The 21,699-nt window shown below is 37.5% G+C and carries 19 protein-coding genes; 1 reads left to right on the plus strand and 18 read right to left on the minus strand.

The window, feature by feature from the left end:
* Positions 1–13: 13 nt before the first annotated feature.
* The 18 genes from yajC to LEGAS_RS07220 all read right to left on the minus strand — a co-directional run bounded on the left by yajC (position 14) and on the right by LEGAS_RS07220 (position 20,516).
* Positions 14–370, minus strand: coding sequence for a preprotein translocase subunit YajC (gene yajC, locus LEGAS_RS07135; RefSeq protein ID WP_013231829.1), 357 nt, complete (start codon positions 368–370; stop codon positions 14–16).
* 84 nt (positions 371–454) lie between these two features.
* Complete coding sequence (tgt, locus tag LEGAS_RS07140; protein ID WP_010385784.1) at positions 455–1,672, minus strand: tRNA guanosine(34) transglycosylase Tgt; 1,218 nt, start codon at positions 1,670–1,672, stop codon at positions 455–457.
* A 108-nt stretch (positions 1,673–1,780) separates the two neighbouring features.
* Positions 1,781–2,392 carry a JAB domain-containing protein gene (locus tag LEGAS_RS07145; RefSeq protein WP_013231830.1) on the minus strand — a complete coding sequence of 204 codons (612 nt, stop codon included), beginning with the start codon at positions 2,390–2,392 and terminating at the stop codon, positions 1,781–1,783.
* A gap of 27 nt (positions 2,393–2,419) precedes the next feature.
* Positions 2,420–3,820, minus strand: a complete 1,401-nt coding sequence (locus LEGAS_RS07150) for an MFS transporter (protein WP_013231831.1) — start codon at positions 3,818–3,820, stop codon at positions 2,420–2,422.
* Positions 3,808–4,998 carry a bifunctional folylpolyglutamate synthase/dihydrofolate synthase gene (locus tag LEGAS_RS07155; RefSeq protein WP_013231832.1) on the minus strand — a complete coding sequence of 397 codons (1,191 nt, stop codon included), beginning with the start codon at positions 4,996–4,998 and terminating at the stop codon, positions 3,808–3,810. The genes LEGAS_RS07150 and LEGAS_RS07155 overlap by 13 nt, the downstream gene beginning before the upstream one ends.
* Positions 4,999–5,143: 145 nt before the next feature.
* Positions 5,144–6,760 carry a degradosome RNA helicase CshA gene (gene cshA / locus LEGAS_RS07160; RefSeq protein ID WP_010386486.1) on the minus strand — a complete coding sequence of 539 codons (1,617 nt, stop codon included), beginning with the start codon at positions 6,758–6,760 and terminating at the stop codon, positions 5,144–5,146.
* 42 nt (positions 6,761–6,802) lie between these two features.
* Entirely contained in the window at positions 6,803–7,972 is a 1,170-nt protein-coding gene (locus LEGAS_RS07165; protein WP_010386484.1) for a serine hydrolase domain-containing protein, read from the minus strand.
* Positions 7,973–8,000: 28 nt separating this feature from the next.
* Positions 8,001–9,326 carry a UDP-N-acetylmuramoyl-tripeptide--D-alanyl-D-alanine ligase gene (locus tag LEGAS_RS07170; protein WP_010386481.1) on the minus strand — a complete coding sequence of 442 codons (1,326 nt, stop codon included), beginning with the start codon at positions 9,324–9,326 and terminating at the stop codon, positions 8,001–8,003.
* A 110-nt stretch (positions 9,327–9,436) separates the two neighbouring features.
* A complete protein-coding gene (gene rlmD / locus LEGAS_RS07175) occupies positions 9,437–10,813 on the minus strand; it encodes a 23S rRNA (uracil(1939)-C(5))-methyltransferase RlmD (RefSeq protein ID WP_013231834.1) in 1,377 nt (458 codons plus the stop codon).
* A gap of 154 nt (positions 10,814–10,967) precedes the next feature.
* Positions 10,968–11,234 carry a type B 50S ribosomal protein L31 gene (locus LEGAS_RS07180; RefSeq protein ID WP_010383574.1) on the minus strand — a complete coding sequence of 89 codons (267 nt, stop codon included), beginning with the start codon at positions 11,232–11,234 and terminating at the stop codon, positions 10,968–10,970.
* A 136-nt stretch (positions 11,235–11,370) separates the two neighbouring features.
* Positions 11,371–12,657, minus strand: a complete 1,287-nt coding sequence (locus LEGAS_RS07185; protein ID WP_010383576.1) for a UDP-N-acetylglucosamine 1-carboxyvinyltransferase — start codon at positions 12,655–12,657, stop codon at positions 11,371–11,373.
* An 81-nt stretch (positions 12,658–12,738) separates the two neighbouring features.
* Positions 12,739–15,198 carry a phenylalanine--tRNA ligase subunit beta gene (pheT, locus tag LEGAS_RS07190; RefSeq protein ID WP_013231835.1) on the minus strand — a complete coding sequence of 820 codons (2,460 nt, stop codon included), beginning with the start codon at positions 15,196–15,198 and terminating at the stop codon, positions 12,739–12,741.
* 2 nt (positions 15,199–15,200) lie between these two features.
* Entirely contained in the window at positions 15,201–16,250 is a 1,050-nt protein-coding gene (pheS, locus tag LEGAS_RS07195) for a phenylalanine--tRNA ligase subunit alpha (protein WP_010389330.1), read from the minus strand.
* 388 nt (positions 16,251–16,638) lie between these two features.
* Entirely contained in the window at positions 16,639–17,007 is a 369-nt protein-coding gene (locus tag LEGAS_RS07200) for a winged helix-turn-helix transcriptional regulator (RefSeq protein ID WP_013231836.1), read from the minus strand.
* A gap of 69 nt (positions 17,008–17,076) precedes the next feature.
* Complete coding sequence (locus LEGAS_RS07205) at positions 17,077–17,943, minus strand: ROK family protein (RefSeq protein WP_013231837.1); 867 nt, start codon at positions 17,941–17,943, stop codon at positions 17,077–17,079.
* Positions 17,944–18,314: 371 nt separating this feature from the next.
* On the minus strand, positions 18,315–18,698 hold the full coding sequence (locus tag LEGAS_RS07210; RefSeq protein ID WP_013231838.1) for a VOC family protein: 384 nt from the start codon (positions 18,696–18,698) through the stop codon (positions 18,315–18,317).
* A 62-nt stretch (positions 18,699–18,760) separates the two neighbouring features.
* Positions 18,761–19,495: a DUF6198 family protein gene (locus LEGAS_RS07215; protein ID WP_013231839.1), complete on the minus strand. Its 735-nt coding sequence runs from the start codon at positions 19,493–19,495 to the stop codon at positions 18,761–18,763.
* A 4-nt stretch (positions 19,496–19,499) separates the two neighbouring features.
* Positions 19,500–20,516 carry a zinc-dependent alcohol dehydrogenase family protein gene (locus LEGAS_RS07220; RefSeq protein WP_010015354.1) on the minus strand — a complete coding sequence of 339 codons (1,017 nt, stop codon included), beginning with the start codon at positions 20,514–20,516 and terminating at the stop codon, positions 19,500–19,502.
* Positions 20,517–20,709: 193 nt separating this feature from the next.
* Here LEGAS_RS07220 and LEGAS_RS07225 point away from each other — a divergent pair, with 193 nt between their 5' ends.
* Positions 20,710–21,678, plus strand: coding sequence for a LacI family DNA-binding transcriptional regulator (locus tag LEGAS_RS07225; RefSeq protein ID WP_010383002.1), 969 nt, complete (start codon positions 20,710–20,712; stop codon positions 21,676–21,678).
* Positions 21,679–21,699 lie beyond the last annotated feature (21 nt).

Genomic DNA, 21,699 nt, shown 5'->3' on the forward strand with positions numbered 1-21,699 from the left:
TTAATTATACTGCTTATTTTTCTGAAGGCTTATCAGAATCAACCGTAATTTTTTCAGCAGAATCTTCAGAGGGCTTCAAATCTTCAACAGCTATCTTTGGTTCAGGCGCTTCAACTTTTGGCTTAATTGTTCGAATAGCGGCCATATCGAATGTTAAAATCACACCCTCAGCATCTAAATCAACTGTTTTGTTAGCAGTATCTACGCTACTAACAACCGCATGCAAACCACCAATTGTTACAATTTCTGATCCTTTTTCTAAGCTATTTTGACGTGCTTCTTGTGTCGCACGTTGCTTCTTTTGCTGACGGTTCATAAACCAAAACATACCAACAATTAGAATAACTGGGAAAATCAAACTCAAGTTCATATTAGTATTTCCTACTTTCTTAACTGTGTGAACTATTTACTAATCACACTATACATTAATTATATCAAACTCTGCGACTTTTTTTTAAAATAAACGCGCATTTGGCTTATTATAACCATATTCTTCCATTACAGTCGCTCTAAACGCTAATAATTCGTCATGTTCAATCGCTGTTCGCATATCTTCCATAAACTGTAATAAATAGCGTAAATTATGTTGTGATGCTAACTGTGCGCCTAAAATTTCGTTTGCGTTAAATAAATGATGTAAGTAAGAGCGTGTTAAATTTTGAAATGGATTGTAATTTGGATTATCAAACTGTCTTTGATTGCCAAATTGATTTGTTCGAATTGGATTGGCTGAATAATAACTCAAATCCGGATCTAACGGTGTAAAATCATTTTTATACTTTGAATTTTTAATAACCACACGTCCACGACGTGTCATTAATGTCCCTTTACGGGCAATACGTGTTGGCAACACCGAGTCAAACATATCTACCCCTCGTATGACCCCGTCTATCAAAGAATCCGGTGCAGCCACACCCATTAGGTACCGTGGCTTGTCTTCAGGCAATAATGGCATAGTAAAATCCAATACGCGATTCATTTCTAACTTTGATTCACCAACCGAAAGGCCACCAACTGCATATCCAGGCAAATCCATTCCCACTAAGCCATTCGCTGATTCTGTGCGTAATGCTTTAAATCCTGCCCCTTGAACAATACCAAATAGTCCTTGAGAATCTGTTTTTTTATGAGCTACTTGTGCACGTTCTGCCCAGCGAAGAGAACGTTGCATTGACTCCTTAATATAATCATAACTTTCAAAATAAGGAATTGCCTCGTCAAGTTGCATCATGACATCCGAACCTAAATTGTTTTGTATTCGCATAGCCACTTCAGGTGACAAAAACATTTTGTCACCATTCACATGATTTTGAAAAGTTACACCTTCTTCTTGTAACTTACGAGCATCTGACAATGAAAAAACTTGAAAGCCACCCGAATCTGTCAAAATAGCTTGATCCCAACCCATATACTGATGTAATCCGCCAGCTTGTGCTATCAATTCATCTCCTGGGCGTACCCATAAATGATAAGTATTACTTAAAATGAATTGTGATCCCATATCTTTTAGTTCACGTGTGCCTACACCTTTTACTGCTCCTTGTGTGCCAACAGGCATAAACATTGGTGTTTCAAAGGTACCATGTGGCGTATGAATACGACCGCGCCGTGCGCCTGTATGTTTTTCAGTATGAAGATGCTCATACCATACTGCTGGTTTCTTATTTGTCATTTTATCCTCGTTTATTACGCAATTTCAATCCATTCTATTCTACCAGTTTTATCGACACAAAAAAAGATTTTACCAAAAATAATAGCAAAACCCTTTGACACACAAGTTTTATACAATAATTTTCAATTGCGCATTTTCCGACATACTCCAATAACTATCACGCGTCACGATAAATGAATCTAACATTGGTACTGTCATTTGTTCCCCAAGCAACTTTAATCTTTGACTAAATTGCACATCAGCATCTGATGGTTTCAGATTACCACTAGGATGATTATGAACAATCATAAATCCAAGCGCATTAGCATGCAAAGCACGTTGAAAAATCTCACGCGGTGAGGCCTGCACATGCGTTAAACTACCAACAAAAATGGTCTCCCATCCAATAACACTCAACTGTGCATCAAGCAAAGCAACACACAATTGTTCTTGAGGTAGATGACCAATTTGTCGTTGTGCGTAATACCCAATTTCTTCTGAAAATTTAGCGCTCAAAAGTTTGGGACGTGTTGCCATTGCGATATGTTTCCCAATTTCTACGCCAATCAGTAATGCTTTATTTTGTGTTGGATTTTGAGCAATAAAATCCTCTGCAGCATCATGTGTCATTTCATTCAAATTATAATCATTTGGAAAGTGACGTCGTAATTCTTTTAATGCATCCTTTCCATTCTGACCAAGTACTGTATAAAATTTTTTTATTTGTTCATTTAAAGCCATTGTTCACCTCTAAGAGATGATACGTAACTAACCTTTTTTGTTCACACTTGTCAAAACACGAACAGAAAAAATTGCTGCCAACACAATTAAAAAAACATCTATTCTAAATAACCAAGTTGCCCCCAAGTGAGTCGCTGTAATGAGTCGGTCGGCCGAATCCGCATGTTTTTGGAAAATTGAAATAATGCCTGCAGCTAAAGCAATCCCAACTGCTGCTGAATAATTATTTGTGGCTGTGAAGATCGAATTTCCTGCACTTTGATAATTAGTTGGTACATGACTGATTGCATTGGTCATATTATTACCAAACCAGAAACCAGAGCCGAGTTGAATAACCAAAAAACTAAATAGCATGCCATATAAACTAATTGGCAACACTGCCATCATAATTGTACCAATAAGAATCAGGACTAATCCGATCATTATTGGTAATCTTGCACCATAGCGGTCATAAAGTCGACCTGATATAATCGCCATTAAAGCATAACCTAGGGCTCCTGGTAGCAGGGTCAAACCTGCAACCTGTGAATTTTGAAATAATACCATTTGTATTGTCATTGGTAATGCATAATTAAATGTTAAATTAACAACTTGCGTTATAAATGAAGCCGTAATACTTAACGAAAATATTTTGAATTTGAAAATAGCTGGATTCAACAGCGGATTAACAACATGTGGCGCGTAAAGTAAATAACCGCCAATGCCGCCAAACATCATCAAAAGTAACGCCACACTCGTAATATTTGTCACACCATGCGAACTAATACGCTCAATGACAAAAATACCAGCGACAAAGAATGCACTAAGCAATACCCAACCAATCAAGTCTAATTTTTCTTTTGTTAAACGAGATACTTGTTTAATAGTAAACCAGCCAATAACCAGCGACCCTATTTGAACTGGTAAAACAACCCAAAAGACTGTACGCCAACCAAAATTCTGCGTTAAATAACCACCAAAAGCTGGCCCAATTGCTGGTGCAAATGAAATAATTAGCGACCCGATACCAACCATTGTACCGCGTTTGTTTTCCGGTACTTGTTCAAAAATGACGTTATACATAAGGGGCATGCCTACACCACCGCCGATACCTTGTAATAGTCTACCAAACAGTGTCAATCCAAAATTACTACTCACAGCATCAATTAACACACCAACAATCGAAATCACTGTTGCCACCATAAATTGGCTTCTATTTGTAAAGCGTTGCTTCAACCATGGCGATAAAATAACTACCATACTCGTCAGCAAAATAACGCCAGATGTTAGCCACTGTACTGTACTAGATGTCACATCAAATTCTGTCATCAACAGTGGAAAACTGACATTCAACGCTGTTTCCAGCATGATATCAGAGAATCCCAATAACCCTATCGACACGACACTAAGTATTAATCGTGTTGATAATTCCCCCTCTAATTTTGGCATATCTCTCCTCGTACCTCACTAACAAAATATAAAGAACCAGTAAAAATGATCATATCTGTATGACATTGATGATATGCTTCATGCCAATTTTCAGCTACTTTAACACCATACTTTTGTGCCACTGTTTTAATATCTAAACTGTGTCGACCATTTGGACCAACAAAAGGGACCAACATAATTTGAAAACGCTTGTTTTTTAAAATATCATCAAAAGCCGATACGACGTTTTTATCCATTAAGCTACCAATAATTAACGTCATAGTCATTGTTTGATATAAAGGCGTATTGAGTGCTTGATAAAGTTCTTTTAAACCTTGAGCATTGTGAGCGCCATCAATCATCACATTTGGCTTAATTAATTCAAAACGTGCAGCGAAATGGCTCTCTCTTAATCCCTGTTTAATATCAATGCTTTTAATATTCCTATCAAAAGCCGCGACAGCGGCGACTGCAGTTGCAGTGTTTTGAATTTGATATTTGCCCGGCAACCCTTGTTCAAAATCATTAAGTGATCCTTGAAGCAAAGATACATTTGCGCGATCAGCAATCACGCGACGCGCGTTTTCAGGTAGATTGCCAATGACAACCGACATATTATTATGAATAATGCCGGCTTTTTGCCATGCAATTTCTTCAATTGTATGACCCAACAATACTTGATGATCTAAACCAATGCTTGTAATTACAGCTACCTTAGCATTTGGCATGACATTAGTTGAGTCTAACTGCCCACCAATACCGACTTCAATAACTAATGCGTCTAATTTTTGCTGTGCAAAATAAGTAAACATCACTGCTGTCAATACTTCAAACTCTGTTGGTATATCAGGTGCCAATTGCACATCTACTTTTTTTAAAGTTTCAGCAACTTTTTTTGTAATAGCTACTAAATGTGCTTCCGAAATTAATTCATTATTAATTTGAATGCGTTCACGAAAATCAATAATATACGGAGAAATAAACAAACCGGTTTTGTAACCAGACACACGTAAAATATTACTTGTCATAGTAGCTACGGAACCTTTCCCATTTGTTCCTGTCACATGTATTGCAGGTGGTAGCTGGTCTTGTGGATTTCCTAATGATTTAAGTAACGCATACATGCGGTCCATTGATTCTTTGCGACCACCTTTTGGCCGCCCATGTATAAAGGTAATGGCCTCTGCAGTTGTTTTCATTTTGAGTCTCCATGTTTAAACAATGAAAAACCATCCAAATATTGTTTGGACGGTTTCATCGTGTGTATTTAAACTATCATAATTTGTGAACAAAATATCATTGTTGCGTTTTTCTAATAGGCATCAGATTATACGCTTTTACTGATTAATCTTTTTCACGTACTGTAAATTCGCGACGTTGACGTGGTGCCCCGCCGCCATTGTTTGAACGACGTTCTGTTGAGCGACCATCACGACGCTTGTAATCGCCGAAACGACGTTCACCGTTTGATCCTGAACCACCGTCACGTGATGATTCACGACGTTGTCCTGCACCATTACTAGAGCGTGAATCGCCATTTCCACTTCGGTTGCCACGATAACCACCACCGCTATTACCACGACGACGATCACCACCACGGCTACCACCATTACGTGAACCGCCACCATTACCACGACGTCTTGGTAGTGGTCGTTCACGAGTAATTTCAACTGGTGTATTTTGCTTCTCTAGATCGGCAACTGATGATAACAATGCAGCAGCTAATTGTTCAGATGAATACTGTGCTGTTAACTTATCAACTTCTGATTGAATTTCTTTGGCATTAGCTGCATCAACAATTTTACTAACTTCACCAGCAGCATTTTTAATTTTTCCAACGCGTGCGTCTTGTAATGAAGCAGGTTCCAATGCTGTCATACGTTTCTTTGTTAGATCTTCAACCGCACGCAAGTAATCCATTTCGTTGGGTGAAACGAACGTTACAGATACACCCTTAGCACCAGCACGACCAGTACGGCCAATACGGTGTACATAAGATTCTGGATCTTGTGGAATATCAAAATTATAAACATGAGACACATCTTTAACATCCAAACCACGGGCAGCTACATCTGTCGCAACTAAAATATTAATTTCATGTGACTTAAATTGCGCCAAAACACGCGAACGCATTTGTTGTGTCAAATCGCCATGCAAACCAGAAGCATGATAACCACGTGCTTCTAGGCCACGTGCTAATTCTTCAACACGACGCTTTGTGCGGCCAAACACAATCGCCAACTTTGGTGCTTGCACATCAAATATACGCGTCATTGTGTCAAACTTTTCATTTTCACGCATGCGAACAAAATATTGGTCAACCAAGTCTGTTGTTAATTCCTTGGCTTCAATTTGAATATGTTCTGGATTCGTCATAAACTTGACACCAATACGCTTAATTGCTGGTGGCATGGTTGCTGAGAACAATAACGTCTGACGTTCAGCAGGTGTATTTTTAATGATTGATTCAATATCTTCTAAGAATCCCATGTTCAACATTTCATCAGCTTCATCCAAAACCAATGTTTTAACATGTTCAATCTTCACAGTCTTACGGTTAATATGATCAAGTAAACGACCAGGTGTGCCAACTAAAATTTGTGGATGTGACTTCAAATTTTGAATTTGACGACGAATATCTGCGCCACCAAAAACAACTTGAACATCGACATGTTTATCACGGCCTAACTTTTTTAATTCTTCAGCTGTTTGAATAGCCAGTTCACGTGTTGGTGATACAATCAATGCTTGAATATTTTTATTATCTAAATCAATATGTTCTAATATTGGCAAACCAAAAGCAGCTGTTTTACCAGTCCCCGTTTGTGCTTGACCGATAACATCTTTACCAGCAAGTGTTAACGGAATTGTCTTTTCTTGTATTGGTGTTGCTTCTACATAACCATGTGTTGTAATTGCATCTAAAATATCTTGTGATAAACCTAATTCACTAAACTTCAAAATTTTTCTCCTCTGCGCTCTTTGGCGCGTAAGCAATCAAAATCATTTTATAATTTTGATTGCTGTCATTTGTGCAAACAAGTGCTTAGCCAGTGGTTTCCAGCTTTTATCTCTTGCATTTTCGTTACTCATCAAGATCACAGCATCTTGACCATTTTTTGTCAGTATGACCGTTGGTTCAAACCCTAATTTAAAGCCATGTCCAATACTAGACTCATCATAATGGTACATACCACCTGCATAGTTACTAGTAACCGGATGCTGCCACATCATGTTCAATAATTCTTCATTTAATATCACATGATCAGTTAATAAACGATAAAAAGTATACAAATTTCCGGCAGACATAGCCATATTTCCAGTACCAGTTTCAAACGCATAAGATAATGGTTTTTCTGATGCTAATTGGCTATAATCGGCATTCTTATAACCAATTGTACGATGCGGATCTACCACAAAATCTTTATAATCTAACACATTCAAATGATACTTTTTGTTGAAGGTTTCATTGAACAAATCTGAATAACTTTTATGTGTAATTTTCATCAGAATACCAGACAATAAGCGATAATTAATTGCCTGATATGACCAATTAGATGAATTTAAAACTGTTGTATGTTCAGCATCAAATGCAACATTTTCAGCTTCCGTAGTGAATACATTAGCATCCATTTTTTCTGTTAACCCACTGGTCATTGTAAGCATTTCTTTGATTGTCACTTTATCAGCATCAGGAATGTTTGGATAATATTGACTCAATAGCGTATTAAGCTGTAATTTCCCTGCATGAATCTGTTTCATAATTAAAGTTGCAGTAAAGCCTTTTTGAATGGACGCAATTTGGTACAGCGATTGTGCATCATTCAATCGATTTTCTTTTTTATCAGCATAACCAAAACCTTGTTGTAAAATTACATGATTATGCTGAACAATCAAAGCCGTACCAATAAAACCCGAATCTTTTAATTGTGTATTAAAACTATCCGCCAAATTATTGTTTTTCAAAAGAACATTTTGGTTTAAATTTTTTATAATACCTTCAGATGCCGGTTTGGTCGTATGCTTCACGGCTTTTGGCTCGGAATTCAAAGTCATTGGCTTATATTGTATCACATATAGACTGCAAACACACAAAACAATGACAACCAATATGGCTACAAAAGCACGCCGCCATAGTTGATTTTTCATGCGATAATGCTGTGTACGTTTCATTATTGCATCCCCCAATCCAATAAAAAACTCATTTCATTAATGCGTTAACAACGGTTTCTAAGTGTATGCCATGACTTGCCTTTAACAAAATCACATCACCTTTTTCGCCTAGAGTTTGTAAATCTAAACGTAATTGGTCTAACTGATCTGTTGCATATTGATGAAAATCTACTGAATCAATATGTGCTTGTATAATTGGCGCCATGTTTTTGTTCAATAATGGACCAACCAAATAAACACCGTCAACACCCGAATCCAATACCTTTTGTCCTAAATTAGCATGCAATTTATTTGCTTGATCACCTAATTCTAACATATCACCCAGCACCACATATTTGTGTGGCGCTGGTATTGCTTTCAATGTCGCCAAAACTGCTGCCACTGCCGTTGGATTTGAATTGTACACATCACTAATCAAAACGACACCGCGAGCTGTGACAAGCCTTTCTGTGCGATTTTTAGTCAAATCAAATGTTTGGAGCGCTTTTGCGACTTTTTTTAAGTCAATATGTAATAAGATACCCGCTGAAATTGCTGCGAGCGCATTCATAATATTATACCCACCAATTAAAGGAATTGCAAACTGAGTATTTTGATAAACAAACATTGTATGATCTGAAAACGCTTCTATGTTGTTTACGCCCTGTCCAAATAGGATGACTTGACGTTGTACGATTGCCTCGGTCAATAACGGCTCATCAAACGGGATAAATAACACGCCATCACTTTTCAAACCACTAACAATTTCTAACTTTGCACGTGCAATATTGGCACGTGTTTTAAAAAATTCAATATGTGCTTCGCCAATCATGGTAATCATAGCAACATCTGGTCTAACTAAGCGAGACAAAACAGTTAACTGCCCTGGTCTATCCATTCCTAACTCAACCACTAACACCTCGGTATTTTCTGGCATCATGAGTAGTGTCATTGGCACACCAATTTCATTATTGAAATTTTCTGGTGTCTTAAATGTTCGGTATGTGGTCGCCATAATTGAAAACAGCATATCTTTTGTTGTGGTTTTACCATTAGAACCAGTAATGGCAATGATTGTCGGGTTAATTTGATTACGCTGATATTTTCCCAACTGTTGTAATGCGATTAGTGTGTCGTCAACTATGATTGCTGGTATTTTCGTATTTATGACATGTTTATTGTCAACTAATACTGCAGCAGCACCATTGTCTAATGCATTTTGAATATAATTATGCCCGTCATTATCCATAACCAACGCAACAAACAAGTCGCCTGTCGTTACCTGTTGCGAGTTAAATGCTACACCTGTTATTAACCCATTTCCCTGCGTTGGTGCATTTAATATGTTACCAACTTCTGTAATTTGATAGTTCATTTGTTCTCCAAAATAAAAGCATCTTGTGGACCGAATTAACGATACATAACTCATTGATCGTTAGTCGTCTACCTGCTAACAAATAATATTTTTACTTTATAGTCATGACTTCAAGAATTTTTCTTGAATATTGTAATGCTCTCAATATGAGATGTTTGCGGAAATTGATCAACTGGGACAATAGGACCATCAATGTGGTACCCATTTCGAATAATCTCAACAGCATCACGCACTAACGTTACCGGATTACAACTAATATAGACAAATTTATCCGGTCCCATTTCGGTTGTTGCTTGAATTAACTCACGAGTTAATCCTCGCCGTGGTGGATCGACAAACACAACGTTTGGTCGCAAACGTTCCGACTGCCATTTTGCAAATTGTTTTGGTGCATCAGCAAGAATATAGTCAGCATTATTGATGTTGTTTGCACGCACATTAATCTGAGCATCTGCTACTGCGCCAGGAATTACTTCAACGCCAATTACCTGACGAACTTGATTAGCAATTGTTATGCCAATCGTACCAATTCCTGAATAGGCATCAATGACAAGGTCCGTTGGTTTAAGAGCAGCTTTTTTTGCAGCTAAATCATAAAGCACTTCCGTTGTCTGTGGGTTAACTTGATAAAACGAATTCGGTCCAATAATAAAATCGTAACCTAGTAAGATATCATGAATAGCATCCTCTCCCCAAAGTGTTCTGTTATTTGGGCTTAATAGAACAAAATCTTTCTTTGGACTAAAATTAAATAACAAACTTTTAATTTCCGGTAACTGTGCCACAATATCCTTAACAATTTCTTTTTCGAAATTAAGCGCACTCTCGTTTGATACGAGCACGACCATTAATTCATGAGAATAGTAGCCACGCCTAATCATAATATACCTGATAGTTCCTTTTTCAAAATCAGGATCAAATGCAGTAATGTTATAATTTTCCAAAACCTGACGCACTTTGATAATGGCTTGGTCAATGGCTTGATCATTCACAAAATAATCTGTCATAGGCACTAATTCATGGCTGCCACGGCGGTAAAATCCACTTGTCAAATGGCCTTCCTGCCACTTAACTGGCACAATCGTCTTATTACGGTAATAAGTCGGGTTCTCCATGCCAATCGTGGGTTCAACTGCCACTGCTATATTTTTCTCTTGGAATAGTTTTTTAATTTGAGATTGTTTCAACTCAAGTTGTGCATCATATTTCAAATTGACAAGTGGTGCAGTACCAGCAGCAATTAAATACTGACGATGACTGTTTTGACGTTTATTTGATGCCACAATAATTTCAATAATCTTAGCATAACCAGAAAATTTGTCTACTTGAATCACTTCTAACAATACTTTTTCACCTGGAATGGCATCAGCAATATATAGTGGATATGTCGGTGTTATATAGACAATGCCCATACCATCAATACGTATGTCATCAATTATTACTGTTATTTTTTCATGCAATGTCACTGGGAGACTTGTTCGAGCCATAATATCAATATATCGTGATTAATTTTTTTACGATAACACCATGTACTTCACATAGCCGTTAACTTAATTATCACCAAATATTTTCCCTTCTTAAATTATAATTCAAAAAATAAAAGCGTTCACTTTAGTGAACGCTTTTATTAAGAACACTGACTTACTTTTCTTCGTTGTTCTTGAAGCCAAATCCAGCAAACTTCTTGTTGAACTTGTCGACTGCACCATCCGCTTGTGTAAACTTCTGCTTACCTGTGTAAAATGGATGTGAATCTGATGTGATATCCATACGGATAACTGGGTATTCTGTACCTTCAAAATCAGTTGTATCATTTGATGTCACAGTAGAAGCTGATAAAAACTTCTTACCTGTTGTTGCATCAAGAAAAACAACTGGTTGGTACTTGGGATGGATTTCTGCTTGCATGGTAATTTCTCCTTAGCGCCCTGATACTTCTGTACCAGAGTCAGTCTATAACTAGTATATTTTAGCATGTTAATAATTAAATTGCAACAAACTGCTGTACTAATTATCATCATTATTAACGTTATTTATCTTGACATTAAGGCATGAGATTAATTAAATCAATACCTTCAATTGAAATTTCAGCACCTAAGTGTGTTAGCTTATCTTGAATACGATCATAGCCACGTAAAATATGGTCGGCATCATTAATGACTGTTTCACCCTCAGCCATGATAGCTGCAATGATCAATGCAGCACCTGCTCGAATCTCAGCTGCTTGAACATCTGTTCCAACGAGACGTGGCGAGTAATTAATTTTAATTTCACCCGGTTTTTCAGAATCAACATCTCCACCCATACGTCGCAGCTCGGCAATATGCTTGACACGCTTTGGATAAATTGTATCTTGAATTGTACTTTCACCATTCGCCATCAGTAATAGTGGTGTTATTGGTTGTTGTAAATCCGTTGCAAAACCAGGATAGGGCATTGTCTTAATAGCCACTGGTTTTAAATCATCTGATTTATAAACATGAATCATGTCTTCGCCAATATCCAGGTTAACACCCATTTCTATTAACTTTGACGTATAAGATTCCAAATGTTCTGGAATTACATTTTTAATTGTTACACCATCACCAAAAGCTGCAGCCATACTCATATAAGTACCAGCCTCAATTCGATCTGGAATAACTGTATGTGTGTTCTTTGCCTTTAAACTGGGAACACCTGCAATACGAATTGTATCTGTTCCAGCACCACGAACGTTAGCACCCATATTATTTAAAAAAGTTGCAATATCAATAATTTCCGGTTCGCGTGCCGCATTTTCAATCACAGTTTGGCCTTTAGCGCGTACTGCAGCTAAAATAATATTAATTGTGGCACCAACTGATACAGTATCTAACGCAATTCGAGCACCAATCAAGCCATGAGCAGTCGCATCAATGTGAATAATATCATTACTTTCAGTAACCGTTGCTCCAAGTGCCTCAAATCCTTTGATATGTTGATCTATTGGCCGTCTACCTAAATTATCTCCACCAGGAAATGTAACTGTCGCCCGATTAAAACGTCCAAGCAAAGCACCCATAAAATAATATGACGCGCGAAGCGACTTAATCGCACCACTTGGTAACTCACTTTCTCGAATTTGCGTCGGATCAATATCCAAATTACCATTCGCAAAAACGGAATGAACATTCATCGCATTCAAAATCAATTGTAAATTTTTGACATCGAGAATTTGCGGTACCGTATCAAATTTGACAGGTGTGTCAGCCAAAATAGCAGCTGGAATGAGTGCAACTGTTGAATTTTTTGCGCCACCGATTGTGACCTCACCATGGAGGCGTTTGCCACCGTGTACAATTATTTTAGCCATGAATTTTCCTTGTAAAAGTTATAGTCCAAATTCAATTATACCGTGAAATTAGACTAAACTCAAATTAAATTAGAAAACAACTCAACGTACTTCCACATTAAGTTGCTTTACTAAGGCATCTGTTACGCGCTCAAAGTCTGAGTTAACCTCTGCTTCAACTAATGTCTCATCATTATCTTGATAAGTTAAACTATATGCCAATGATCGTTTACCATGCGGTAAATTGTCGCCTGTATAAACATCAAACAACGTGATATCAACTAGTTTACTGCCCGCAGCACCACGAATAACTGTCTCAATCACTGCATGTTGAACTGATTCGTCCACCAACAAAGCTGCATCACGACTCATTTGAGGAAAACGTGAAATTTTGTTATATTGCACGTCACTTTTAGCCGCAGCCATCACAGCAAATAAGTTCAACTCAAAGCCGAAGACTGCCGCCATTTTTTGTGATTTAGTGAGCAGCGGATGAATTTGACCAACAAAGCCAAGATATACATCTGCCGCATAAATATCCGCTGTTTGACCAGGATGCATGTTGCTATGTCGATCTGTTGCAACATAGCGAACATTTTCAACACCGATTTGATCCAAATAAGCTGACACAATACCTTTAATATCATAGAAATCAACAGCACGTGCCTTTTTTAAATGCTGCCAAGATGATGTTTCATAATTACCAGTCAAAACACCGGCAATATGTTCAATTTCAATCGGTAATTCATCACTATTATCCTTAGCAATAAATACACGTCCTTGCTCATAAAGTGCAATATCATGCACAGAATGATTAATATTGTAAGCAACATCTTCTAGCAAACCTGCTAATAAATTTTGGCGTGCAGTTGTTCGATCAGAACTCATCGGGTAATCTAAAGACACAACTTTTGCTGTACGATCTTCAGCAAATTGTTGCGCTTTCAAAGGTGTTGTCAAAGCATAAGAGATGGCTTGATTTAAACCTAAACTTTCCATAATGTGGCGACTTGCTCTTATTTGTCGTTGTTGCAGTGTCAGTTTCCCAGGTGTTGTAGGACCATAAGGCAGTGTCACCGGCAAATTATCATATCCATACAGTCGTGCAATTTCTTCAATCAGATCTGCTTCTATACTCATATCTGCTCGTCGTGCTGGTAACGTTACATGAAGACTGGCACCATCATTTGTATAATCAAATGCTAATTGTTTGAAAAATAGCGCAATATTCTCTAGCGTTAACTGCGTCCCTAATATTTGATTAACACGTTTAGCGGTTAAGGATAGCACAATGTTATCACGCTTAGTATCAACAGCAGTCACACGTCCACGAGCAACCTGCCCGCCAGCAAGATCATCCACTAAACTGGCCGCATGGTCTAACGCAGTAAATGTGGCATCCCAATTCACGCCACGTTCAAAACGTGCCGATGCTTCCGAATGCAAATTATGTCTACGTGCTGTGGCACGTACCAAACTCGGATTAAAAATAGCCCCCTCTAACACAATATTTTCTGTATTTTCATCAACTTCTGAATTTAACCCGCCCATAACACCAGCTAACATCAAAGCCTCTTCATCCGTTGCAATGACAATGTCTTCACCAGAACGCAAATCACGTTTTTGACCATCTAACGTCACTAATTCTTCGTTTTTTTCGGCGCGACGAATATACAATTTTTGACCATTTAGTTTATCTAAATCAAACGCATGTAACGGTTGTCCATACATCAGCATCATATAGTTAGTAATATCAACTATATTATTGATTGGGCGCATACCAGCATTCCATAATCTTTTTTGCAACCAAAGTGGCGAATCACCAATTTTGACGTGATTAACAACACGTACGGCATATTTAGATGCTAAGCTATCATCGCGAATCATAACAGATACTTGATCGCTTGCTGGCGTTTCATATTCTACCAAATCAAAATCTGGTATCGTCACTGACTGTTTAAGCATGGCTCCAAACTCATAAGCTGTTCCAATCATTGACAACATATCAGCACGATTTGGCGTTAAATCAGTGTCCAAAACAGGCTCTGTCATACCTAAAATGCTTAGCGCATCATCACCAGGATTAAGATGCTCACTATTATTAAATACATATATACCGGTTTCAAAATCTTTTGGGGCAATCTTACTGTCAAATCCTATTTCCTGCAAAGCCACCAACATACCATTAGAATCTTCACCACGCAGCTTGACAGGCTTTAATACGTTTAATTCACCTGTTTCATGATTAATAATGTGTGCCCCAACTTTTGCTAACACTACTAGTTGCCCTTCAGCAACATTTGGCGCCCCAGTAACGACCTTAGTTAATGTTGATTCTCCGATATCTACTTGTGTTATGACCATATGATCTGAATCTGGATGTGGTAAAACGGACACAACTCTTGCAACGACCAGTCCGTCTTGTTGTCTAGCTAAAGTCGTTGTCTCAGAAATTTCAACACTTGTTCGTTCAACACGTTCTGCTAAATCTGCAACCGCATCTGCATTCAAATCAATGCTATTATTTAAATATTCATTTAACCATTTCAAACTCGTTTTCATACTTAATTACCCTTTCGATTGAATTGTGACAAAAACCGGACATCATTTAAGTAGAATTGACGAATATCATCAACACCATATTTCAGCATGGCAAAACGATCTGGTCCTAACCCAAACGCAAACGCTGAGTATTTTTCTGGATCAATGCCGTCCATTCGTAACACATTCGGATGCGTCATGCCAGCTCCTAGTACTTCAATCCATTCAATATCTTCTGGCTTCGTATCGGGTGTGACTTCATTCCATGATACATCCACCTCAACAGAAGGTTCTGTAAACGGAAAATAAGAGGGCCGCATACGAATTTGATGTTTTTCGCCAAATAACGCCTGCATGATAGATAATAAAGTACCCTTTAGATCAGCCATCGTAATATTCTCGCCAACAACCATCCCCTCCACCTGATGAAACTGATGTGAATGTGTCGCATCGTCTGTGTCTCGACGGTAGACTTTTCCTGGTGCAATCATTTTTAAAGGTCCCTTTGAAAAATCATGTTTTTCTAGAGAACGTGACTGCACAGGCGACGTTTGCGTGCGAAGCAATATTTCAGGTGTAATATAAAATGTATCTTGCATATCACGCGCTGGATGATCTTTTGGCAAGTTTTCTCGTTCAAAATTATACTCATCTGTTTCAACTTCTGGTGAATCAACCGTATCGTCAATAATTTCAAAACCCAAGCCTAAAAAATGTTGCTCAATTTCATCAATAATTTGTTGTAACACATGTGGTTGACCAACTTTATGGACACTGCCAGGCAAAGTGACATCTACTGTTTCTGAGGTTAATTGCGCGGCTAATTGCGCGGCTTCTTCGGTCGCTTTCTTTTGAGCTAACATAGCCGTAATTGTTTGACGGACATCATTACCAATTTCACCAACTATTTTACGTTCTGCCGGTAACACGTCTTTCATACCCTTTAATAAAGCAGTTAGTTGACCCTTTTTGCCTAACAAATTGACTCGCAATGATTCAATGTCTGCTCCTGTGGCATTAATGCGTTCAACAGCTTCTGTTTTTAGTGCTGTTAGATCTTCAATCAAACTCATAAATATGTCCTTTCAATTCTAGATTTAATTCTATTTGCTTTTGAACAAATAAACATTAATATCCAGCTAATAAAAACGTCCCATGCTGTCTAAAAGACAACATGGGACGTTAACTACCGTGGTACCACCCAAATTTCTGATTTGCACCAGCTTTAATGACTGTAACATGGCCAAACGTTGACGATTAAGTCAAACACTCCTGACTGAAATTCGTTAGATTCTCAACTATGATACTTTCACCGAAAATATATCACTCGCTTGTGTTAAGAATACAACTACTAGGTCATTCATCGTGCATTTAATTAAAAAATTAATTATTTCTATTGATAACGAGTTATCATTGCGTTATGTCCAGTTGCAACATAGCAAACTGTACACCATTAGTATATCATGCAATACTATCCGTGTCGTTATTTTTTGTTTGCTTCACATTATTATATTTATCAGACCATTCGTGTACAGCTGCCATCATTGGTCTCATTGCTTCACCAGCCGGTGTTAGTTTGTACTCAATTAAACTAGAATCTTCATAAGTTACCCGATTTATCAAGTGTTCCGATTCTAATTCTTTTAATCGCTCAACTAATACGCGGTCAGAACAAACTGGAATAGCGCGTGAAATCTCGAGAAAACGTTTGGGACCGCTAATTAACAATGTCTCAATAATTAAACCATTCCACTTACGCCCGAGAATTTGAAAAGTACTAGTGAAATTCTGACAGAGTAAATCTTCTGTATGTTCTGCTAATTTTGTCATTTTTTATCCTCGAAATTATTATGTGTTAATAATAACATAGAATACTGTCATTAACAAAAAGTAAGCAAATTAAACTAATGTTTTAGCTAAATAGAAGCAACCTAAGATACCAGCGTTGTCCCCATTTGCTACTGGGACAATATAATCATCTAAATCAGGCACTTCAAGATAATCACTCATCTGTTCAGAGAAACTTTCACGAATCAATGGGAACAAAATATCTCGATGTGGTACACCGCCACCCAAAATAATTTTCTCAGGACGTAAAATCATTGTATAGTCCAACGCTGCTTGCGCAATATAATATGCTTCAATTTTCCAAGCAATATCTTCGTCAGGAATTTCTTTAGCACTGATTCCCCAACGTTCTTCAATTGCTGGTCCAGCAGCCAATCCTTCCAGACAGTTATCACCATGGAATGGGCAATGTCCTGCATACTTATCTTCCGGATGTTTTTGTAAGAAAATATGTCCAGCTTCTGGATGGCCATAACCACTTAGAAGATGCCCATTTGAAACAATACCAGCACCAATACCTGTACCAACAGTCAAGTAAACCATATTTTGGACATCTTTTGCTGCACCTGTTTCAAATTCGGCCCAACCAGCACCATTAACATCAGTCGTCCAAAAGAAAGGAATATCACGCCATGCTTTCATACGACCAAGAAAATCATAACCTGACCAGCCACGTTTTGGTGTGTCTAACACATAACCATATGTTTGTGATCCTTTAACAATATCAATAGGTCCAAATGCTGCAATCCCAATGGCATCAATGTTTTCAAATTTATCAAAAAACGCAATCACTTGATCTAATGTTTTCTCACCATCTAGCGTTGGAAACGCAGTACGTTCAACAACGTTATAATTCTCATCCGCAACAGCAACAACAAATTTTGTGCCACCTGCTTCAATTGCTCCTAATAATCCCATGATTTTTCTCTTTTCCTCTGCACTTTTCCAAATTCACATGGCATTTAACTATCGTCGCCACTTATTGGACTAAAGTTAAAACACCGCTAATTAAATGACGATGTGAACTTATATCGCTTTATTTTGAATGAACATGCCTAATGCTCATTTTTAAACATATATAAAGCGCTTACATATCTAGTTTAATCGATTTGAACACTGTATGTCAAGCGCTAAACAGCATTTTTTATGAACTTTATGCTAACCCTTTAATTACAGTTGATCATCTTGACTATAAGCTGTTAAAACAAAATCATAGTAATTAAAAAAACTCCTTAGATAACACACCACAACGCAATGTGTTATCTAAAAGAGGTTCTTTTCACAATCTATTACTTAACAATCTCACAAAATTCAACAATAACAGCATCTGGGCCTTCTATATTAAAGAATTTAATCCCTTTTTCCCAAAAAGCTAAGTGTTGTACTTCAGAATCAATCAACTTAAAGCCTTCTGCTTTTGCTGCAACAAATGCTTTATCAGCGTTTGTTGTATCCATAGAAATGTGGTTAATAGCGCCTGGCTTATCAGCAACTTCATCTTGTTGCCATGTTTCAATCACTAGATTGTCACGTTGCATAAAGATGACATTACCTACCGGAAAATCACCAGTCTTTTTAAAACCTAATTTTGTCCAAAAACTCTCAGCAATTTCTAAGTTTTTTGTTGGGATACCAATATGTTGTACGCCTGAATAATAATCTGAAAATGACATGTGACACTCCTCCTATAATTTAAGTTCATGGCGGCTAAGTAATGTTAGTCTCCGCTCTGTAATCAAATACCTTGATGCTTTAGCCTAGGAAATACAAATTTGTCTCCCCAACCTGTTATACCACCCTGAAATAGGAAGGCAAATATTGTTCCTAACCCATAATTTGAAAAATCAGGTAGCATAAAAATAGCAATAATACCAATGATTGTTGGCGGAATATAAGATGCCCACATAGCTTTTGCTGCAGAGCCCTTGAAATATTTAAATCGTAGAATCTGCATCAAATCATCTGCTGGATGCAATATCAAATTGACACGTTGATAAATTGATATTGCCAATGCAATCATAATGACACCAATAAAATTCAAAGCAGTGTAACCTATCGTCATAGAAATACCATGTGCATCTGGTAGTACTTCTGAAAACATATTAGCAAAAAAACTAATCAATAGTGAAAAAGGTACCATGAAAGCAACATTTCCAACAAATTTGCGCCAATTAAAGTGGCCCTGTAAAAAAACATTTAAAATAGCTGTCAATACACCTACAACAAAGAATATCCAACCCAAACTGGCACTATTCCCACCAAAGGCTGCTTTATTGAACCCTGCCTGTGCAGCAGTCCAATACGCTGACCCTAAGAAAGTTGGATGAATTTTTTGACTGGTAACAACCGTTAGAACATTACCAGCCGCGTTGATTATCAAAGAGAAGACAAAATATGATAAGGAAGCGCCAATCGTAAGCGTACGACCTGAATTACTGGTCGCTTTAATTGTTACGTTTTTAGCGGTCATATTTTTATGCCTCTTCTCCGCCAACCTTCACAACAGCTTTTGAAACAACGCCAAGCTTACCATTCACGAAGTCATCAACAGTCTTGTAATCTAATTCATGAGACATAAGAGATTCTACATCCAATTTTCCAGATGATAGCAAAGCTAATGAATCTTCAAACGCATTTGGATTGATAAATGATCCTTGAATTGTCAATTGCTTTTGGAAAATTTCATAAGTATTCATTTCAAATTTAGCATCAGGTCCACCAACACCAAACATCAAAACTTGTCCACCACGAGCGGCTGCTTCAATAGCGGCTTCCTGTGTTTGTGGCATACCAACAGCTTCAATGACAACATCATATTCTGCGTCAGGAATCTTGTCACCCTTCATTGTGTTATATATGTTTTTAGCCCCGAACTTTTCTTTGTTCATCGCAAGCTTTTCATCAACAATACCAGCCAAATCAACTTGGTGAATACCGTATGCTTGCAAAAGTTGAACAAATAATTCGCCCATGAAACCGTCACCAATAACCAAAGCTTTTTGGTAAGGTGTTACTTTGAGCAATTGAATACCGTGAACAGCACATGAGATAGGTTCAACAACAGCTGCTGACTTTAATGATACATTATCAGGAATTGGATAAACAACTGAGGCTGGTGCTGTAAAGTATTCTTCAAAACCACCATCACGTGTCACACCAACAGCTGATAAGTTTTCACACAATTCTGGACGTCCTGTACGGCAGAATTTGCATTGTCCACAATAAATGTTAGGGTCTACTGTGACGCGATCACCAACTTTAACATTTGTAACTGCTGATCCGATTTCAGCAACAACACCTGAATTTTCGTGTCCCAAAACAATAGGGGGTACAGCAGGTGCTGAACCAGGCAAACCAGCATACAAAGCATGATCTGTGCCACAGATACCTGCAAACGCTGTATGGATTTTAACCTCGTTTGGTTTTACTTCTGGTTGTTGTAGATCTTGTAACTCTAATGATTTGATGCCTGTTAGTACCAATGCTTCCATGATAATTCTCCTTTTTCTATTTGTGATTACTGTAACTTACATGGACAATAATAAACCTTACATTTTTATTTGTCAAGCGTTAACCGATTTAAAATATACTAAAAAATACGTTGAAAAACAGTGTATAATAGGCTATATAAACTCAAAAATGAAAATGAAGAGAATACTCTCTTTGCCCTTGGAGGCCTATAAAATGGTTGCAAAATTAAATGACGTCGCTGAACTAGCTGGCGTTTCTGTTACAACAGTATCTCGTGTTATTAATAATTATGGTTCTCTTAGCAAAAAAACAATTGATAAAGTTCATGCTGCAATGCGCGAATTGCGCTATCAACCGAATGCGATGGCACGTTCACTTCAAGGAAAGTCATCACAATTTATCGGATTAATTTTTCCAAATATTCAAAACCCCTTTTTTACAGCTTTAACTAATGAAATCGAGCAACTGCTGTTTGAAAAAGGCTACAAAGTTATTATTGCCACTAGTGCTAATAATATTGAAAAAGAGCAACAATATCTCCAAATGTTAGCTGCAAACCAAGTTGAAGGCATTATCACATCCTCACATAATCTAGACATTGCAACCTATAAGGATACTTTCTTACCAATTGTGTCATATGATCGTTATTTATCAGACAATATTCCAATCGTATCTGAAGATAATTACCGTGGTGGCTATCTACTTGGTGAGTACCTTGTATCAAAAGGTGCTAAAAAATTACTCATGTTGTCTGATGACGATCACTCTAACTCACCAACAACCAAACGCTATCAAGGCTTTTCAGATGCCGTAAGTGAACATAGTCATTTAACAACTCAAAATCGTAGTTCCAACATTATTTCAACAAAAGATGATATTGAAATGATTGTCAATTATGTCGTTGCTGAAGATATTGATGGTATATTCGCCTATAATGATATTATGGCTATTCAATTGCAAAATGCGCTAAGAGATGCAAACATTCGTGTGCCAGAAGATGTTATTGTCGTTGGTTACGATGGTTCGCCAATTGTGCAATTACTCCACCCAGACTTACCTACAATTATTCAACCAATCCAACAAGCAGCTCAACGTCTAATTGATACCTTATTTCATGAAATTGATAACCAAGTATCTACCGAGTTTAGTATGTTACCAGTGACATTATATGTACCAAAATAAAAGCATTTCCTAAGATAAAGC

The sequence above is a fragment of the Leuconostoc gasicomitatum LMG 18811 genome, from assembly GCF_000196855.1.
Classification (GTDB): Bacteria; Bacillota; Bacilli; order Lactobacillales; family Lactobacillaceae; genus Leuconostoc; species Leuconostoc gasicomitatum.

Bases quoted from the DNA above. Each gene is read 5' to 3' on its own strand.
- LEGAS_RS07170 (WP_010386481.1), bottom strand. From the start codon at position 9,326: ATGAACTATCAAATTACAGAAGTTGGTAACATATTAAATGCACCAACG.
- LEGAS_RS07210 (WP_013231838.1), bottom strand. From the start codon at position 18,698: ATGTCATTTTCAGATTATTATTCAGGCGTACAACATATTGGTATCCCA.
- pheS (WP_010389330.1), bottom strand. From the start codon at position 16,250: ATGAGTTTGATTGAAGATCTAACAGCACTAAAAACAGAAGCTGTTGAA.
- pheT (WP_013231835.1), bottom strand. From the start codon at position 15,198: ATGAAAACGAGTTTGAAATGGTTAAATGAATATTTAAATAATAGCATT.
- LEGAS_RS07220 (WP_010015354.1), bottom strand. From the start codon at position 20,516: ATGGAAGCATTGGTACTAACAGGCATCAAATCATTAGAGTTACAAGAT.
- LEGAS_RS07200 (WP_013231836.1), bottom strand. From the start codon at position 17,007: ATGACAAAATTAGCAGAACATACAGAAGATTTACTCTGTCAGAATTTC.
- rlmD (WP_013231834.1), bottom strand. From the start codon at position 10,813: ATGGCTCGAACAAGTCTCCCAGTGACATTGCATGAAAAAATAACAGTA.
- LEGAS_RS07205 (WP_013231837.1), bottom strand. From the start codon at position 17,943: ATGGGATTATTAGGAGCAATTGAAGCAGGTGGCACAAAATTTGTTGTT.
- LEGAS_RS07225 (WP_010383002.1), top strand. From the start codon at position 20,710: ATGGTTGCAAAATTAAATGACGTCGCTGAACTAGCTGGCGTTTCTGTT.
- tgt (WP_010385784.1), bottom strand. From the start codon at position 1,672: ATGACAAATAAGAAACCAGCAGTATGGTATGAGCATCTTCATACTGAA.
- LEGAS_RS07155 (WP_013231832.1), bottom strand. From the start codon at position 4,998: ATGAAAACAACTGCAGAGGCCATTACCTTTATACATGGGCGGCCAAAA.
- LEGAS_RS07165 (WP_010386484.1), bottom strand. From the start codon at position 7,972: ATGAAACGTACACAGCATTATCGCATGAAAAATCAACTATGGCGGCGT.
- LEGAS_RS07215 (WP_013231839.1), bottom strand. From the start codon at position 19,495: ATGACCGCTAAAAACGTAACAATTAAAGCGACCAGTAATTCAGGTCGT.
- LEGAS_RS07180 (WP_010383574.1), bottom strand. From the start codon at position 11,234: ATGCAAGCAGAAATCCATCCCAAGTACCAACCAGTTGTTTTTCTTGAT.
- LEGAS_RS07145 (WP_013231830.1), bottom strand. From the start codon at position 2,392: ATGGCTTTAAATGAACAAATAAAAAAATTTTATACAGTACTTGGTCAG.
- yajC (WP_013231829.1), bottom strand. From the start codon at position 370: ATGAACTTGAGTTTGATTTTCCCAGTTATTCTAATTGTTGGTATGTTT.
- LEGAS_RS07185 (WP_010383576.1), bottom strand. From the start codon at position 12,657: ATGGCTAAAATAATTGTACACGGTGGCAAACGCCTCCATGGTGAGGTC.
- LEGAS_RS07150 (WP_013231831.1), bottom strand. From the start codon at position 3,820: ATGCCAAAATTAGAGGGGGAATTATCAACACGATTAATACTTAGTGTC.